A 16,432-nucleotide genomic window follows, 5' to 3' on the forward strand; every position below is an offset into this window, starting at 1 on the left:
GTCAGCGGACGACCCGCTCCACGAACGTCCTGATGTCCTCGACCAGGAGCTCGGGGACCTCGATGCCCGGGAAGTGGCCACCCCGGGGCAGCTCGGTCCAGTGCACCAGGGTGGTGGCCGCCTCCACCGCCGACCGCGAGGGCAGGTGGATGTCGTGCGGCAGCACGCACACCCCGGTGGGCACCGTGGCCGACCACTCGTCGCCGGGGTGCTCGCGGCGCTCCCAGTACAGCTGGGACGACGACCCCGCCGTCCCGGTGAACCAGTAGACGGCGACGTTCGCCAGCACCTGGCCCAGCGTCTGCGGCCCGAGGACGTCGGAGGCCGGGTCGGTCCAGTCACGGAACCGCTCGGCGATCCAGGCCAGCTGCCCGGCCGGGGAGTCGGTCAGCGCCGGGGCCAGCGACAGGGGCTTGGTGGCCTGCGTCTTGTTGTAGCCCGACAGCTCCTTCGCGTAGGTCGTCGCCCGGTCGGCGGCCCGCTGGTCGGACCCGTCTGTCAGCCCCATCGTCATCGTCACGTGGATGCCGGCCACGTGCGCCGCGTCGACCACCGCGAGGTCGCGGGCCACCCGGGAGCCCCAGTCGCCACCGTGCGCGACGTAGGACCCGTACCCCAGCCGGGCCATCAGCTCGGCGATCGCGGCGGCCATCCGCTGCGACGTCCAGCCACCGGTCGGGGTGGGCCCGGAGAAGCCGTACCCGGGCAGCGACGGGACGACGACGTGCATCGTCTCGGCCAACGGCCCGATCACCTGCTGGAACTCCACCACCGACCCCGGCCAGCCGTGCAGCAGCACGACGACCGGCGCGTCCGGGTCTACCGCCCGCACGTGCAGGGCGTGCACCGTGGTGCCGTCGATCGTCGTCCGCACTTGATCGTGGGCGTTGAGCGCGGCCTCGTGCTCGCGCCAGTCCCACTCCCCGGCCATGTGCGCGGCCAGCCGCTTCGTCAGCTCCAGCGGGATGCCGCGCTCGCCCTCGAGCTGCTGGTCGGCCGGCCAGCGGGTGCGGGCCAGCCGCTCCCGCAGGTCCTCGAGCTCGGCCTGCGGGATGTCGACGGTGAACGGGTGGACGTCGGTGTCAGCCACGGCCCCATGTAACCCACCTCAGCTGCCCACCGCCTCCCGACTGCCCAGCTCGGCGGCCATCAGCGCCGCCCCGGCCCGGCGGGCGATGGCCGGCTTGGCGAGCACCGCGACCAGCCCGACGAGCAGCCACCCGCCGGCCACGACGGGGAACCAGAACGCGGCACCGTCGGCGTAGGCCGGGTAGGGGAAGACGTTGCGGATGATCGTGTAGCCGAGCACGACCAGCGCCGCGGCCGGGATGACCACCTGCCACATCGGCACCCCGGGCAGCTTCTTCTGCACGAACACCAGCCGGATCGCCCCGACCGTGGTGAGCACGTAGGCCACCAGCAGGATCAGCGTGCCGATGGTGCCCGACCAGAAGAACGTGTCCTCGGCCTGGGCGCCGAAGAACAGCGCGCTGACGGCCACGATCAGCGCCATCACCAGGGTCGAGGCCAGCGCGGCCCGGGCGGGCACGCCCTCGCCGTTCACCGCGGCCAGCCCGCTGGTCTCCCTGCCCTCGGACGCGGTGTCCCGGGAGAAGGCGAACACCAACCGGGACGCCCCGACGACGCAGGCCAGGCAGCAGCCGAAGGCGCTGATCGCGGCACCGAGGGTGATGACGTCGCCGATCCAGGAGCCGATGTAGCTCGTGCCGATGTCGCCGAGCAGCGACGGGGAGGCGGTGAAGGCGGCCACCCCGGCGTCGTCGGTGCCGAAGGCCATCATCTCCACCGCGGTGACGACGACGAAGTACACGCCGCCGAACAGCGCCGTCCCCAGGATCGCGCGGGGGATGTCCCGCCGCGGGTTCTTCGCCTCCTCCCCCAGGGTCGCCGCGGCCTCGAAGCCGGCGAAGGAGAGGAACCCGAAGACGACGCCGAGGAACACCGCGGAGACGTCGGTGCCCGGGGAGACGCTGAAGACGTCGAGGGTGAAGCCGCGGTCGGCGAAGGTGCCCTCGTCGGGGGTGCTGCCCCCGACCAGGCGGACCAGCACGACGGCGACGATCACCAGGATCAGCGCGACGGTGACGCCCTCGACGCTGAGCAGCACGCTGGTGCCGCGCTTGGCCGGGACGACGGTGAGCAGGTAGGCCGCGACGAGGGCGACGGCGACGATCACGAACGGCCCCCACGACGGCGGGTTCGGCCAGATGCCGACCTGGGTGAGGAACGCCGTCCCGAAGATGCCGGTCGCGCTCGCGGTCACCACGCCGTAGAAGCAGTAGGTGCCCAGCAGGCCGAACCCGGAGAACAGCCCTGTGCGCGGGCCGAGCGTGGCCCCGACGAAGGCGTAGACGCTCCCCGCGTGCTGGAAGTACTGGCACAGCCGGACGAACCCGTAGGCCACCAGCAGCACCCCGACCGCGGCCAGCAGGAACGCCAGCGGCACGGCCCGCCCGACGGTGGACGCCGTCCCCTGCGGGTTGATGTTGGCCGCCATCGACGGCGCCATCAGCGCGACCGAGAGCCCGATCGCCTGCCACACCGACAGCGAGCGGCGCAGGCCGCCCTTCGTGGACCGTTCCTGGTCGGCGACCGCCATGACGACTCCTCACGCACAGCCGTTGCACAGCGCAACGGGGGTTGGTGCGGGGAGTGTGCGCCCCCGTGGGCCAGATCGGCGCGGACGTCACACGGTGTTCACGCGTCGTGTCCTGCGCCGGGCTCTCACCGGGGTCTCATCACCCGCCGTTACCGTCCCGGCGTGCCCCCGACCGAGATCCGCACCGGCCACCGCCTGGCCCGGGTGCTGGCGGTGGTGGCCGTCGCGGTCGTCGCGGTCAGCCTCCTCAGCCGCTGGCTGGCCTACCGCCGCGAGATCGCCACCCCCGGCATCGTGCCGCCCTGGTGGCTGCAGTACTTCGACGTCAACACCGAGATGAACCTGCCGACCTGGTTCGCCGGCGGTCTGCTGGTGGTCACCGGCGTGGTGACCCTCGCGGTCGCGGGGCTGCACCGGCCGACGCACCCGCGGGTGGCCCGCTTCCTCGGCCTGCTCGGTGTCGGCCTGCTGGCACTGTCGCTGGACGAGCTGACCGGGCTGCACGAGCGGCTCGGCGGGGTGGTCGACTCCGGGCTGCACTTCACCTGGGTGCTGCCCGGTCTGGCCCTGGCCGTTGTCGCGCTGGTGCTGCTGGTGCGCGGGCTGCGGGCGGTGTCCCCGGCCGACCGGCGCCCGTTCCTGCTGGCCGCGGTGCTGTTCTTCACCGGCGCGCTGGTGCTGGAGACCGTCAGCGGACAGGTGCTGCTGGCCCACGGCGACCGGGCGGGCTACCTCCTGGTCACCGCGGCCGAGGAGCTGCTGGAGATGCTCGGCGTCGTCGTCGCGCTGTACGCGGTGCTCCGGCTGGTGCACAGCAGCCGGGACGACGCCGGGTGGCGGCTCTCCCCCGCCTGAGCCTCAGCCCTTGGTGGCGGTGGCGAGCCGCGCCAGGGCGTCGATCAGCGGCGGGGTGTCATCGGCGTCCAGGTGGGCCTGCACGAACACCAGGTGCGTGGTGTCGGCGAAGGCGTCGGCCAGGGCGGCGGACAGCTCGCCGGCCGTGCGCACCGACACCGCCCGGCCGCGGTCCCCGGTGAGCGCCGGGACCAGCGCGCACCAGTCCCAGGCGGCGACGTCGTTGTAGGAGGCCCGCGGGCTCTGCAGGGCGCGCTCGATCGTGTAGCCGCGGTTGTCCAGCAGCAGCACGACCGGGGCGAGGCCGGCCGCGGCGATGGTGGACAGCTCCTGCACCGTCATCTGCGCGGCGCCGTCGCCGATCACCAGCACCGGACGACGGGCGCGGTCGGCCAGGCCCTGACCGAGGACGGCGGGCAGCGCGTAGCCGATCGAGCTCCACACCGGCTGGCCGCCGAACACGGTGTCGGCGGGCAGCGGCATGCCGGCGGCACCCCAGTAGGCGGTGCCGGTGTCGGCGAGCAGCGCGGTGTGCTCGGGCAGGGCGGCGGCGAGCAGGTCCCAGGTGGCGGCCTGGGTGAGCGGTGCGTCCGGAGCGTGCACCGGGGTCGAGGCCACGGGTCGGTCGGCGCGGGCGAACCGCGGGCCGCGGCGGCCGGCCAGTGCCCGGTCGAGCGCGGCCAGTGCGTCGGGGAGGAGCACCCGGCCGGTGGCGGTGGCCCCGAAGCCGGCCTCGGTGGCGGCCAGGAACGGGGTGTCGACGCCCGGACGGCGGTGCGAGCCGAAGCCGGTGAGCTCGGACGTCAGCAGCGTCCCGACGTGCACCACGACGTCGGCGGCGGCGACCAGCTCGGCGGTGCCGTTGTCCAGCATCGTCCCGGCGTGGTCGCCGGCGAACGAGGGGTGCTCGGGGTCGAGGACGCCGCGCGCGGACAACTGGGTGACCACGGCGACGCCGGCCCGGGCGGCGAGGTCGGCGAGGTCGGCGCCCAGCCCGAAGCGCGGCACCAGCTGGCCGACGACGAGCACCGGGCGCTGGGCGTCGACCAGCAGCTCGGTCACCCGGGTCTCGAAGGCGTGCAGCGCAGCCGGGTCGGACGCCGCGGTGAGCCGGTGCTCCAGCGGGCCGGCGTCGATCCGGGCCAGCGCGAGGTCCTGCGGCACGGACAGGTAGGCGGGCCGGCGGTGCGTGGTGGCGGCCAGGACGACGGTGTCGATCTGCTCGGCGGCCCGCTCCAGCGTCAGCGTCTCGGTGACCACGGTGAGCTCGGCGGCGGCCCGGGAGAAGTGCCCGAACTCGCCGTCGGCCAGCGTGTGGTGCACCAGGGCGCCGGCCTCCACGGCGGCCCGGCGGGGCGAGCCGACGACGTGCAGCAGCGGGGCGTCCTCCGCGGCCGCCCCGGCGAGGGCGTTGATCGCCGACAGCTCCCCCACGCCGTAGGTGGTGATCAGCACGGCGAGCCCGCGCACGCGGGCGTAGGCGTCGGCGGCGTAGCCCGCGCCCAGCTCGTTGGGCGACCCGACCCAGGCCAGCCCCTCGACGGTGGCCAGCCCGTCGAGCAGGTCCAGGTTGAAGTCCCCGGGCACACCGAACAGGTCGGTGACACCGGCCTGCAGCAGCCGGGCCCCGAGGTACTCCGCGACGCTCACGGTGGTGGTCGTCGGGCGGGACGCGGGGCGCTCGTCGAGTGCGGTCACGAGCGCCAGGGTGGCGGCGCACTGCGAGAGTGCGCAACCATGTGCCGACACGCTGCGCAGAGTGCGCAACTAGGAGCCCGACCGACCTGCTGGAGCTGCGCAGCATGCCCACCCTCGACGCCACCGACGCCCGCATCCTGCTGGCCCTGGACGACGACCCGCAGGCCTCCACGATGGCGCTGTCCACCCGGCTCGGCCTGGCCCGCAACACCGTGCACGCCCGGCTGCGCCGGCTGGAGGCCGAGGGGGCGCTGGGCGCACCGAGCCGACGGGTGGAGGCCGCTGCCCTCGACCGCGGGCTGCTGGCGTTCATGACGCTGTCGCTGAGCCAGCGCGGCGGCGGGGAGGGCGCGGCCGCCGCCCTGGCCGCGATCCCCGAGGTCGTCGAGGTGCTGGCCACCACCGGGGAGGGCGACCTGCTGGCGCGGGTGGTCGCCCGGGACACCGCCGACCTCTACCGGATCACCGAGCTGGTGCTGACCGCGCCGGGCGTCGAGCGGGCGAGCACCGTGATCGCGCTGGTGGAGGTCGTGCCGATGCGGCTCGCGCCGCTGCTGGCGCAGCGGGCCCGCTCGTAGGGTGTGGCCGTGACCGCCCCCGCGCCCCAGTCGCAGACCCTGGACCGGGGCCTGCGCATCCTGGAGCACCTGGCCGAGGCCGGCTCACCCCGGCCGGTCATGGAGATCGCCACCGCCGTCGACCTGCACCGCTCGATCACCTATCGGCTGCTGCGCACGCTGGAGGACCGCGGCTTCGTCGAGCGCGACCCGGCCGGCCGGTTCGGGCTCGGGCTCACCGTGTCGGTGCTGGCCCGCGGGGTGCGGACCAGCCTGCAGTCCGCGGCCACCACGCGGCTGACCCCGCTGGTCGAGCGGCTGGGCTGCACCGGGTTCCTCGTCGTCCGGGCCGGCGCCGACGCGGTCACCCTCACCAGCGTCGAGCCGCGCGACGTGCCCAGCCACGTCACCCGCCGCCCGGGCACGCGGCACCCGGTCGGGCTCGGCGCGCCGGGGCTCGCCCTGCTGATGCCCGACCCGCCCGCGGACGACGACCGGCCCGAGCTCGTCACCGCGCGGGCCACCGGCTGGGCGGTCAGCGAGGGCGAGGTCATCCCCGGCGTGCGCTCGGTGTCCGCCCCCGTGCTGGCCCCCGACGGCACCGCCCGGGCGGCGGCCGCGGTGGTCTACACCGGCAACCGGGACGACGTGGCCGACATCGGCCGGGCCGTCGTCGCCACCGCGTCGGCGATCGCAGCCGACCTGCCGTGACCCCAGAGCCCCGCACCCCGGGGTTCGCGCTGTTCTGGACCGCCTCGACCGTCTCCACGTTCGGCTCCTACGTCACCACCGTCGCCGTCGGCGTGCTGGTCTCGGTGACCCTGGGCGGCTCGTCGCTGGACCAGGGGTGGGTCAACGCCGCCCGATGGGCTCCCTACCTGCTGGTCGGGCTGCTGGCCGGGGTGGTCGCCGACCGGGTGCGCCGCCGGCCGCTGCTGGTGGGCACCGGGCTGGGCCGCGGCGTCGTCCTCGCCCTGGTGCCGGTGCTCTGGGCGACCGGCGGGCTGACCGTGGCCTCGCTGGCCGCGGTGCTGTTCGGGTTCGGGCTGCTCGCGGTGTTCGGGGACGCCGCCCAGCAGTCGCTGCTCCCCCGGCTGGTGCCCACCGCCGGGCTGGCCCGGGCGAACACCGCACTGCACCAGTCGGAGGCGGTCGCCCAGGGCGGCGGGCCGCTGCTGGGCGGTGCGCTGGCCGGGGTCATCGGCGCACCGCTCACCCTGGCGGTGGACGCGGTCGGTCAGGTGGTCGCCGCGGTGCTCGTCTGGCGCACGCCGCTGGCCGACCCCCGCCCGCCGCGGGCACCCCGCCGGGCGGTGCTCGGCGAGCTGCGCGAGGGCCTGTCCTGGCTGTACCGGCATCCGACGCTGTGCCCGCTCGCGCTGGCCACCCACGTCTGGTTCGTCGGCAACGCCGCGGTCGGCACCGTGGCGGTGGCCTACAGCCTGGACGTGCTCGACCTGGGTGCCTTCGGCTTCGGGGTGACGACGGCGGGGGCCGGTGTCGGGGCGCTGCTCGGCACGTCGGTGGCCGGTGCGGTGGGTCGGCGCACCGGCGGCCCGGGCACCGTCGTCCTGGGGCGGGCGCTCGAGACCCTCGGCGTGCTCACGCTGGCCGGGCTGCCGCTCCTGGTCGGCCCCGCGCTGCCTGCCGCCGTCCTCGGGCAGGTGCTGTTCGGGTTCGGCATGGGCCTGGAGGGGCCGTTCGAGATGACCCACCGGCAGACCGTCACCCCCGACCGGCTGCAGGGGCGCACCAACGCCACGATGCGCTCGCTGAACCGGGCCGCCGTGGTGGTCGGCGCCCCGCTCGGGGGTGCGCTGGCCGTCGCCACCTCACCCCGGGTCGCGCTGGTCGCCGGAGCCGTGCTGATCGCGGCCACCGCGGTCGGCCTCACGATCTCGGGGTTCCGGCGGGCCGACGAGGTGCCGGCGGCCTGAGCCGGTGTGGTGGGCCGGCCCGGGCGGCGGCAGACTCCGCGCATGGACCAGCTCGATCAGCACACCCGCGACGAACGCCGCGCCGCCGCCGAGGCCCTGCTCCCCGAGCTGGAGGACGCCGGCGTGGTCGGCGTCGCCCTGCCGTGGGTGGACACCTCGGGGATCACCCGGGTGAAGACCGTGCCGCTGGCGAAGCTGCCCTCGGCGGCGGCCTGGGGCGTGGGCATGAGCCCGGTGTTCGACGGCTTCCTGCTCGACGACTCGATCGTGGCCGGCCGGTTCGCCGGCTCAGCGATCGGCGACCTGCGGCTGCACCCCGACCTGTCCCGGCTCACCCTGCTCGCCGGTCAGCCGGGCTGGGCGTGGGCGCCGGTCGACCGCTACACCCAGGCCGGGACGCCGCACGTGCAGTGCTCCCGCTCGCTGCTGCGGCGGCTGGTCGCCGAGCTCGCCGACGAGGGCCTGAGCGTGCGGGGCGCGTTCGAGATCGAGTGGGTCGTCGCCGACCCCGACGGGCTGCCCGAGGACAGCGACGCGTTCGTGCCGGCGCTGTCCGGCCCGGCCTACGGGATGACCCGGCTGGCCGAGGTCAGCGACTACGCCCGCGACCTGCTCGACGCCCTGGCCGCCGAGGGCGTGACCGTCGACCAGTTCCACCCGGAGTACGCCGGCGGGCAGCTCGAGGTCTCCGTCGGCGCCGAGGACCCGGTGGGCGCGGCCGACACCGCGCTGCTGGTGCGGAACACGATCACCGCCGTGTCGGCCCAGCACGGGCTGCGGGTGTCCTTCTCCCCCAAGGTCACCGCCGACGGCGTCGGCAACGGCGGGCACGTGCACCTGTCGCTGTGGCGCGACGGGGAGAACCTGATGTCCGGCGGGGCCGGCACCTTCGGGCTGACCGCCGAGGGTGAGGCCTTCACCGCCGGTCTGCTCGCGCACCTGCCCGGGCTGCTCGCCGTCGGTGCACCCTCGGTGGCCTCCTACCTGCGCCTGGTGCCCTCGCACTGGGCCGGCGCGTTCGCCGCCTGGGGCCTGGAGAACCGGGAGGCCGCGATCCGCTTCGTCACCGGCCCCGACGGCAACCGGCAGGCCTCGGCCAACGTCGAGGTCAAGAGCTTCGACCTGGCCGCCAACCCCTACCTGCTGATGGCCGCCTGCCTGGCCGCCGGCCGCGCGGGGCTGCGGGCGGGCGGCACGCTGCCCGACCCGGTCGGGGTCGACCCGGCCTCGCTCAGCGAGGAGGGCCGCCGGGAGGCCGGCATCCGGGCCCTGCCGGCCACCCTGGAGGAGGCCGTCCGCGCGTTCGAGGCCGACACCGCGCTGGCGGAGGCGTTCGGCGAGGAGCTGCACGCCACCGTCGTCGACGTCCGCCGCGGGGAGATCGCGCTGTTCGAGAACACCTCCCCCGAGGGCGTCTGCCGGGCCACCCGCTGGAAGCACTGACCCCCGCCGGCGTCAGCCGGGCAGCAGCGCCGGGAGGACGAGCAGCACGGTGGGGACGGCGAGGAGCGCGAGTGCCCCGGCCAACGCGGCCGGGCGCACCCAGCCCGGCAGCGGGGCCGGCGGTTCCAGCAGCCGGGTGACCCGGACGGCCAGCGGGCCGCCGTTGACGGCCAGCGCGCCCTGCGGGGCGCCTCCCGCGGCGGCGGCCACGATCGCCTGGGCCAGGGTGCGGCGCGGCGCGGGCCCGCTGAGCTCGGCCAGCGCCACGTCGTCCGCGCGCATCTCGACCAGGTCCCGCACGGCGTCGTGCGCCCGGTCGGCGGCCGGGAGCACCGGCAGCGCGGCCCGCCAGGCGACGAAGGGCAGCAGGAGCAGGTGGTGCCGCTCGCGCAGGTGGGCCCGCTCGTGCGCGACGACGGCGGCCAGCTGACCGGCGTCCAGCTCCTCGATCATCCCGGAGGACAGCACCAGCATCGGCCGGGCGCCGGGGATGCAGAAGGCCGCGGGCACCGGCGACTCCAGCACCCGGGCGTCGACGTCGGGGGCCGGGCTGACCAGCAGCTCGAGCAGGTCACGGTGCCGGGCCCGAGTACGGGCGGTGCGCACCAGGCTCAGGGCCAGCACGCCCAGCAGCTCCAGGGCGAGGACGGCGGCGAGGGTCTGGGCCACCCAGTGGTCCCCGCGCACCGGGGCCTCGGCCGGGGTGCCGGTGACCCAGTGCCACCAGGCCTCGGGCAGCGAGTGGCCCCACGGGGACAGCCCGTGCACCAGCAGCGCCCCGATGATCGACAGGCCCCCAGCCAGCCCCACGGCCTGCCAGCAGACCAGCGCGGCCAACGGGTCGCGCCGGGTCCAGCCGGCCCGGGCCAGCGCCGCCGGCACCGGCCAGGCCAGGAGCGCGGCGAGCACCCCGAGCAGGACGGCGGACAGCGGGAGCACGGGGTCGGTCAGTCGGTGCCGGCGAGCAGGGCCCGGAGCATCTCGGCCTCGCCGGGGCTGGCCGAGCCGATGAAGCGGGCCAGCACGGCCTGCCGGTCACCGGCCTGACCGAGCACCTCGTGCATGAGGTCCGCGGCGTGGTCCTCGCGGGTGGAGCGGGCGGCGAACCGGCGTGGGCGGGCGTCGTCGTGCACCACGAAGCCCTTGGACTCCAGCCGGGTCAGCACCGTGTGCACGGTGGTCAGCGCGATGGAGCGCTCCCCCGAGGCGGCCAGCTCCTCCCGCAGCACGGTGGCGGCCACCGGCCCCTCGGCGGCCCACAACCGCTCCATCACGGCCCGCTCGAGCTCCCCCAGCGATGCCATCGGTCCTCCTGTCACACGGCTCACACAGCGGTTCTCTACGCGCCGTAGAAATACAGTTCTACTCGGCGTAGAAAGAAGTGGACCGATCGTACGACAGGCGAAGGGGCCACCCGGTGGACGTGCTCGAGATCGCACGCTGGCAGTTCGGCATCACGACCGTCTACCACTTCCTGATGGTCCCGCTGACCATCGGCCTGGGGCTCCTGGTCGCCGTCATGCACACCATGTGGGTGCGCACCGGCCGGGCCGAGTGGCTGCGGATGACCCGGTTCTGGGGCCGCATCTACCTGATCAACTTCGTGCTCGGCGTGGCCACCGGACTGGTCCAGGAGTTCCAGTTCGGGCTCGCCTGGAGCGCCTACTCCCGCTTCGTCGGCGACGTGTTCGGCTCGGTGCTGGCCCTGGAGGCGCTGCTGGCGTTCTTCCTGGAGTCCACGTTCCTGGGGCTGTGGATCTTCGGCTGGGGCCGGATCCCGAAGAAGCTGCACCTGGCCACGCTGTGGGCCGCCGTCATCGGCTCGATCATCAGCGCGTACTTCATCATCGCGGCCAACTCCTGGATGCAGCACCCGGTGGGCGTCGTGCTGGACACCTCCAGCGGTGAGCCCCGGGCCCGCCAGGTCGACTTCTTCGCGGTGATGACCAACAACACCGCTCTCGCCGCCTTCAGCCACGCGATCGTCGCCTCGCTGATGGTCGCCGGCGGCCTGCTGGTCGGCGTCGGCCTGTGGCACCTGCGCAAGCGGGCACTGGCCGACCGGCCGCGCGACGAGGTCGACCACCAGGTGTGGCGCCGGTCGGTGCGCGTCGGCGGCTACGTCTCGCTGGCCGCGTTCGCGCTCGTCGCCCTCACCGGTGACTGGCAGGGCAAGCTCATGTACCAGCAGCAGCCGCTGAAGATGAGCTCGGCCGAGGCGCTGTGCGAGACCGAGGCGCCGGCGTCGTTCTCGCTGTTCGCCTTCTCCAAGCTGGGCAGCAACGAGTGCGACGACGTGCACTCGATCACGATCCCCTACATCCTCTCGTTCCTGGCCCACAGCGACTTCTCCTCGCCGGTGCCCGGGGTCAACGAGCTGCAGGAGCAGTACGCCGACACCTACGGCGCGACCTACCCCGACGACCCGAGCTACGGCGACAAGGCCGGCGAGCCGATCGACTACACGCCGGTCCTGGCCGTCACCTACTGGGGCTTCCGGTTGATGATCGGGATGGGCGCGGTGTCCGCGGGCGTCGCTGCCTACGCGCTGTGGGCGACCCGGCGCGGCCGGGTGCCGACGTCCCGGATCGGGGTCTACGGCTCCCTCGCCGCGGTCGGTGCCCCGTTCGTGGGCAACGCCGCGGGCTGGATCTTCACCGAGATGGGCCGCCAGCCCTTCGTCGTCTACCCGAACCCCGACGTCCCGGTGTCCGAGCAGGTCTACTTCTTCACCGCCCAGGCGGTCTCCCCCGGCATCTCCGCGGCCGAGGTCTGGACGTCGCTCATCACCCTCGGCGTGCTCTACGGGGCGCTCGCGGTGATCGAGCTGGGGCTGATCACCCGTTTCGTCCGCAAGGGCGTGACGGACGGCGACACCACCCCCACCCCCGGCGTCGGCACCGGTGCAGCGCCGGACGACGCACCCCGCGCTGACGACGACGCCAGCGACGACGTCCTCCAGTTCGCCCACTGATCGGGAGTCCCGTCATGGACCTGCAGACCCTCTGGTTCGTCGCCGTCGCGGTGCTCTGGACCGGCTTCCTCCTCCTGGAGGGCTTCGACTTCGGCGTCGCGGCCCTGCTCCCGGTGCTCGGCCGCAAGCCCGCGGACCGGAACCTCATGCTGCGCACCATCGGCCCGCTCTGGGACGGCAACGAGGTGTGGCTGGTGACCGCGGTCGGGGCGGTGTTCGCCGCCTTCCCCGGCTGGTACGCCACCTGGCTGCCGGCGATGTACCTGCCGTTCGTCCTGGTGCTGGTCGGGCTGATCGTGCGGGCGGTGGCCTTCGAGTGGCGGCACTCCTCGCACGACCCGCGCTGGGAAGCCGCCTGGACCCGGGTGATCGTCGGCGGCTCGCTCGTCGCAGCCGGCGGGATCGGCGCCGCGCTGGGCGCGACCACGCTGGGGCTGCCGGTCGGCGAGGGCGGGATCCGGGTGGGCGGGCCGTTCGCCGGCTGGTCGTGGCCGGCGCTGCTGGGCGCGGTCGCGGTGCTGTCGTTCTCCCTCGTGCACGGGGCGCTGTTCCTGTCGCTGAAGACCGACGGCGAGCTGCGGGTGCGGGCCCGGGCGCTGGCGCTGCGGCTGGCCCCGGTGGGTGCGCTGCCGCTGCTGGCCTGGGCCGGGCTGGTGCAGCTGCGCTCGGGCTCGTTCGTCACCGGCCTGCTGTGGGTGGTCGCGGCGCTGGCCGTGGTCGTCACCTGGGCGCGGCTGAAGGTGGGCCGGGAGGGTCAGGCGTTCGCCGGCTGGGCGGTGCTGCTGCTGGCCTCGTCGGCCACGGTGTTCGCCGGGATGTTCCCGGTGGTGCTGCCCTCGACGATCGACCCGGCCTTCGACGTGCTGGTCACCGATGCCTCGGTCAGCGACTACACGCTGACGGTGATGACCTGGGTCGCCGGGTTCGGGCTGCCGGTGGTGCTGGGCTACCAGGCCTGGACCTACTGGGTGTTCCGCAAGCGGCTGACGGCCGAGCCCGAGCACGAGACGGCCGCCGCGTGAGCCGGGGCCCGCTCGGCCCGCTGGAGGGCGTGCCGGGGGTGCGCGCGGCGCTGGTCCGGGCCGCGGTGGTGGCGGTGCTGCAGACCGGCGGGCTGGTGCTGCTGGCCGCGGGCCTGGCGCACGCGCTGGGCCGCATCGTCGCCGGGGACTCCCCACTGTCGATGCTGGCGCTGGCCGCCGTCGGTGCGCTGGTGCGGGCCGCGGCGGGTGCGTTGGGCGAGGTGCTGGCCGCCCGGGACGCCCGGCGCAGCGAGGACGCGCTCCGCTCCGCGTTGCTGGAGCGGTTGGCCTCCTCCCCGGCGGCGGTCGAGGCCGCCGGGGGGACCGGGCCGGCCGCGGTGCTGGCCACCACCCGGCTGCACGACCTCGGCCCGGCGCTGGCGACGTACCTGCCCGCGCTCGCGCAGACCCTCGTCGTCCCGCCCGTGCTGCTGCTCGTGCTGGCCGGCACCGACCTGCTCTCGGCGGTGCTGGTGGCGGTGACGCTGCCGCTGGTGCCGGTGTTCATGGTGCTGGTCGGGAAGTACACCGCCGACCAGACCTCGGCCGCCGCGCGGGCACTGGACCGGATCGCCGGGCACGTCGCCGAGCTGGTCCGCGGTCTGCCGGTGCTCACCGGCCTGGGCCGGGCTGCCGACCAGGCTGCCGCGCTGCAGGAGCTGGGTGCCCGGCACCGGGCGACGACGACGGCGACGCTGCGGCTGGCGTTCCTGTCGGCGCTCGTGCTCGAGCTGATCGCCACCCTGTCCGTCGCGCTGGTCGCGGTGACCGTGGGCATCCGGCTGGTCGAGGGCGACGTCGGGCTGGCCGTCGGGCTCACCGCGCTGCTGCTGGCCCCGGAGGCGTTCGCCCCGCTGCGGGCGCTGGGCCAGGCCTTCCACGCCAACGCCGACGCGGGGCAGGCCGCCGGGGAGGCCCGCGCCGTGCTCGCCGCTCCGGCTCCCGCTCCCCGGCCGGCCGCCGCGGCCGACGACCCCCGCGGTGCTGCCGTGACCGTCACCGACCTGACCGTCACGCACCCCGGCCGCGCGGTCCCAGCCCTCCCCGCGACGTCGCTGACCGTGGCGCCGGGCGAGCTGGTCGCGCTGGCCGGGCCGTCGGGATCGGGCAAGTCGACCCTGGTGGCCGCGCTGGCGGAGTCGCTGGCCCCGTCGGCAGCGGTCGCCGGCTCGCTGGCCGGAGTGCCGGCATCGGTGGCGGTGGTCCCGCAGCACCCACGGACCGTGGGCGAGACGGTGGCCGACGAGCTGCGGCTGCACGCGCTGGTGTCCCGGGAGGATGCGCTGGACGCCGTGGTCGCCGAGGCCTTCGTGGTCGAGGCGCTGGCCCGGGTCGGCGGCACCGACCTGGCCGGCCGTCGCTGCACGACGCTGTCGCCCGGAGAGCTGCAGCGGGTGGCGGTCGCCCGTGCGCTGGTGCGGGTGCGCCGCGGGGCGTCGCTGCTGCTGCTCGACGAGCCGACCGCGCACCTGGACGAGGCGGCCACCGCCCGGGTCGCCGGCGTGCTCGCCGGACTGCGCGGCACGGTGACCACCGTCCTGGTCACCCACGACCCGGTGCTGGCGTCGCTGGCCGACCGGACGGTGCGGCTGGCCGGGACCGGGACCGCTGCCCGTCCCGCCGCTGCCCCGGCATCGTCCCCGGCGCCCGTCACCGCCCTGCCGCAGGCCTCCCCCACGACCACCGCCCCCGGCGGCGCCATGGCCGGCTCGCTGTCCTGGCCCCGCGCCGCGCTGACCCGGGCTGTCGCGGCCGGCACCCTGACCGCACTGGCCGGGGTCGCCCTGACCGGGTTGTCGGGCTGGCTGATCCTCCGGGCGGCCGAGATGCCGCCGATCCTGACGCTGCTGGTCGCGACCGCCGGGGTGCGCGGCTTCGGGCTGGCCCGGGCGCTGCTGCGCTGGTGGGAGAGGCTGACCGCGCACGACGCCGCGCTCCGGCTGGCCGAGACCACCCGGGTGCGGGTCTGGGCCGCGCTGGCCCGGCAGGGCATCGCCGCCGAGCGGACCCCCGGCAGCGCGCTGGGCCGGGTGGTCGGCGACGTCGGTCTGCTGCAGGACCTGTCGGTGCGGGTGCTGACCCCGCCGGCGGTGGCCGGCGCCGCCGTGCTGGTGACCACCGGGGCGCTCGCCCTGGTCGAGCCGACCGCCGCGGCCGGGGTGCTGGCGGTCCTGGCCGTCGGGGTCGCCGTGGTGTGGGCGCTACACCGCCGGGTAGATGCCGGCATCGCGCGGACCGAGGCCGAGCTGCGGGTGGCCGCGTTGCGGGAGACCGCGACCCTGCTCGACGGTGCCGCCGATCTGCGGGTGCACGGCGCGCAGGGGGCCGTGGTGGCCGAGGTCGAGGCGCTGGCCGGCCGGCAGGCCGCGGCCGCCCGGGTCGGGGTGCGGGCCGGTGCGCTGTCGGGCGGGGTGGTGTCCCTGGCGAGCGGCCTGGCCGCCGTCGTGGGAGCCGGTCTGGGCTGGGCAGCGGGGTTGACCGGCCCCGCGGTGGCGGTGCTCGCGCTGGCGCCGCTGGCCCTGGCCGAGCCGCTGGCCGGGCTGGTCGGTGCGCTGCAGCGCCGGGGCGCCTGGGCCGACGCCCGGGCCCGCGTCGAGTCGGTGCTGACCGCACCGGTCGCCGCCGACCCGGTGCACCCCGCCCCTGCGCCGACCCCGGTGACCGAGCTGGGCACCTCGGACCTGACCGTCGGTTGGCCCGGTGGACCCGACGTGCTGCGGGAGGTGTCGCTGCTGGCCGACCGGGAGGGCTGGCTGGTCGTGCGGGGTCCGTCGGGGGCGGGCAAGTCGACGCTGCTGGCCGCGCTGCTGGCAGCCCTGCGCCCCCGGTCGGGCCGGTACGACCTGGTCGGCGTGGACACCGCGACGCTGACCGGCGACGACATCCGTGCCGCGATGGCGTGGCTGCCCCAAGAAGCGCACGTGTTCGCCTCCTCGATCCGGGCGAACCTGGCGCTGGCCGGCCCACGGGGCACGGTGACCGAGCCGCAGATGCGGGCCGCCCTGGCCGCGGCCGGTCTCGGGCCGCTGGTCGACGGCCTCCCTGCCGGCCTCGACGCCCCCGTCGGTGCCGGTGGGACGGCACTGTCCGGAGGCGAGCGCCGGCGCCTGGCCGCGGCCCGGGTGCTGCTGGCCGACCGGGACGTGGTGCTCCTCGACGAGCCGACCGCCCACCTCGACCCGCCCACGGCGGCCGCCCTGGTCCGAGACCTGCGCACCGCGCTGGCCGGTCGGGTGGTCGTCTGCGTGACCCACGACCACTCGATCGCCGCCACCGGCGACCGCGAGCTGCGGCTGGACCGGCAGCTGGCGCCGGTCTGAGGCCTG

Annotated in this window: 12 protein-coding genes and 1 pseudogene; 8 read left to right on the top strand and 5 right to left on the bottom strand. The window is 75.6% G+C overall.

The window, feature by feature from the left end:
• Position 1: 1 nt before the first annotated feature.
• Both F1C76_01515 and F1C76_01520 read right to left on the bottom strand, forming a co-directional pair.
• Positions 2-1,090 (bottom strand): epoxide hydrolase, encoded by a 1,089-nt coding sequence (locus tag F1C76_01515; GenBank protein QNG35460.1) that lies wholly within the window; start codon positions 1,088-1,090, stop codon positions 2-4.
• Between the two features lie 18 nt (positions 1,091-1,108).
• On the bottom strand, positions 1,109-2,620 hold the full coding sequence (locus tag F1C76_01520; protein ID QNG35461.1) for an APC family permease: 1,512 nt from the start codon (positions 2,618-2,620) through the stop codon (positions 1,109-1,111).
• Between the two features lie 162 nt (positions 2,621-2,782).
• Between F1C76_01520 and F1C76_01525 the strand changes: the two genes are divergently transcribed.
• Entirely contained in the window at positions 2,783-3,475 is a 693-nt protein-coding gene (locus F1C76_01525) for a hypothetical protein (GenBank protein QNG35462.1), read from the top strand.
• A gap of 3 nt (positions 3,476-3,478) precedes the next feature.
• On the opposite strand, the gene F1C76_01530 is transcribed toward F1C76_01525, so the two are convergent.
• Positions 3,479-5,242, bottom strand: coding sequence for an alpha-keto acid decarboxylase family protein (locus tag F1C76_01530; GenBank protein QNG35463.1), 1,764 nt, complete (start codon positions 5,240-5,242; stop codon positions 3,479-3,481).
• Positions 5,243-5,277: 35 nt separating this feature from the next.
• Here F1C76_01530 and F1C76_01535 point away from each other — a divergent pair, with 35 nt between their 5' ends.
• The 4 genes and pseudogenes from F1C76_01535 (at position 5,278) to F1C76_01550 (ending at position 9,110) form a co-directional block, all read left to right on the top strand.
• Positions 5,278-5,751: an Lrp/AsnC family transcriptional regulator gene (locus F1C76_01535; protein QNG35464.1), complete on the top strand. Its 474-nt coding sequence runs from the start codon at positions 5,278-5,280 to the stop codon at positions 5,749-5,751.
• Between the two features lie 15 nt (positions 5,752-5,766).
• Positions 5,767-6,441, top strand: a pseudogene (locus tag F1C76_01540) (helix-turn-helix domain-containing protein).
• Positions 6,438-7,667, top strand: a complete 1,230-nt coding sequence (locus tag F1C76_01545) for an MFS transporter (GenBank protein ID QNG35465.1) — start codon at positions 6,438-6,440, stop codon at positions 7,665-7,667. The pseudogene F1C76_01540 and the gene F1C76_01545 overlap by 4 nt, the downstream one beginning before the upstream one ends.
• 42 nt (positions 7,668-7,709) lie before the next feature.
• Entirely contained in the window at positions 7,710-9,110 is a 1,401-nt protein-coding gene (locus tag F1C76_01550; GenBank protein QNG35466.1) for a glutamine synthetase, read from the top strand.
• A 12-nt stretch (positions 9,111-9,122) separates the two neighbouring features.
• On the opposite strand, the gene F1C76_01555 is transcribed toward F1C76_01550, so the two are convergent.
• Both F1C76_01555 and F1C76_01560 read right to left on the bottom strand, forming a co-directional pair.
• A complete protein-coding gene (locus F1C76_01555; protein ID QNG35467.1) occupies positions 9,123-10,049 on the bottom strand; it encodes a M56 family metallopeptidase in 927 nt (308 codons plus the stop codon).
• A gap of 8 nt (positions 10,050-10,057) precedes the next feature.
• Entirely contained in the window at positions 10,058-10,414 is a 357-nt protein-coding gene (locus F1C76_01560) for a BlaI/MecI/CopY family transcriptional regulator (GenBank protein ID QNG35468.1), read from the bottom strand.
• A 113-nt stretch (positions 10,415-10,527) separates the two neighbouring features.
• Here F1C76_01560 and F1C76_01565 point away from each other — a divergent pair, with 113 nt between their 5' ends.
• Genes F1C76_01565 through cydC form a run of 3 tightly spaced genes read left to right on the top strand, consistent with a single transcriptional unit; the run spans position 10,528 to position 16,426 of the window.
• Complete coding sequence (locus tag F1C76_01565; protein ID QNG35469.1) at positions 10,528-12,084, top strand: cytochrome ubiquinol oxidase subunit I; 1,557 nt, start codon at positions 10,528-10,530, stop codon at positions 12,082-12,084.
• A gap of 14 nt (positions 12,085-12,098) precedes the next feature.
• Positions 12,099-13,106, top strand: coding sequence for a cytochrome d ubiquinol oxidase subunit II (gene cydB, locus F1C76_01570; protein ID QNG35470.1), 1,008 nt, complete (start codon positions 12,099-12,101; stop codon positions 13,104-13,106).
• Entirely contained in the window at positions 13,103-16,426 is a 3,324-nt protein-coding gene (gene cydC, locus F1C76_01575; protein QNG35471.1) for a thiol reductant ABC exporter subunit CydC, read from the top strand. Before cydB ends, cydC begins: the two co-directional genes overlap by 4 nt.
• The last annotated feature ends 6 nt before the right edge of the window (positions 16,427-16,432 follow it).

It is taken from the genome of Geodermatophilaceae bacterium NBWT11, assembly GCA_014218215.1.
In the GTDB taxonomy this organism is placed as follows: domain Bacteria; phylum Actinomycetota; class Actinomycetes; order Mycobacteriales; family Geodermatophilaceae; genus Klenkia.

Bases quoted from the DNA above. Each gene is read 5' to 3' on its own strand.
- F1C76_01520 (QNG35461.1), bottom strand. From the start codon at position 2,620: ATGGCGGTCGCCGACCAGGAACGGTCCACGAAGGGCGGCCTGCGCCGC.
- F1C76_01535 (QNG35464.1), top strand. From the start codon at position 5,278: ATGCCCACCCTCGACGCCACCGACGCCCGCATCCTGCTGGCCCTGGAC.
- F1C76_01550 (QNG35466.1), top strand. From the start codon at position 7,710: ATGGACCAGCTCGATCAGCACACCCGCGACGAACGCCGCGCCGCCGCC.
- F1C76_01560 (QNG35468.1), bottom strand. From the start codon at position 10,414: ATGGCATCGCTGGGGGAGCTCGAGCGGGCCGTGATGGAGCGGTTGTGG.
- cydB (QNG35470.1), top strand. From the start codon at position 12,099: ATGGACCTGCAGACCCTCTGGTTCGTCGCCGTCGCGGTGCTCTGGACC.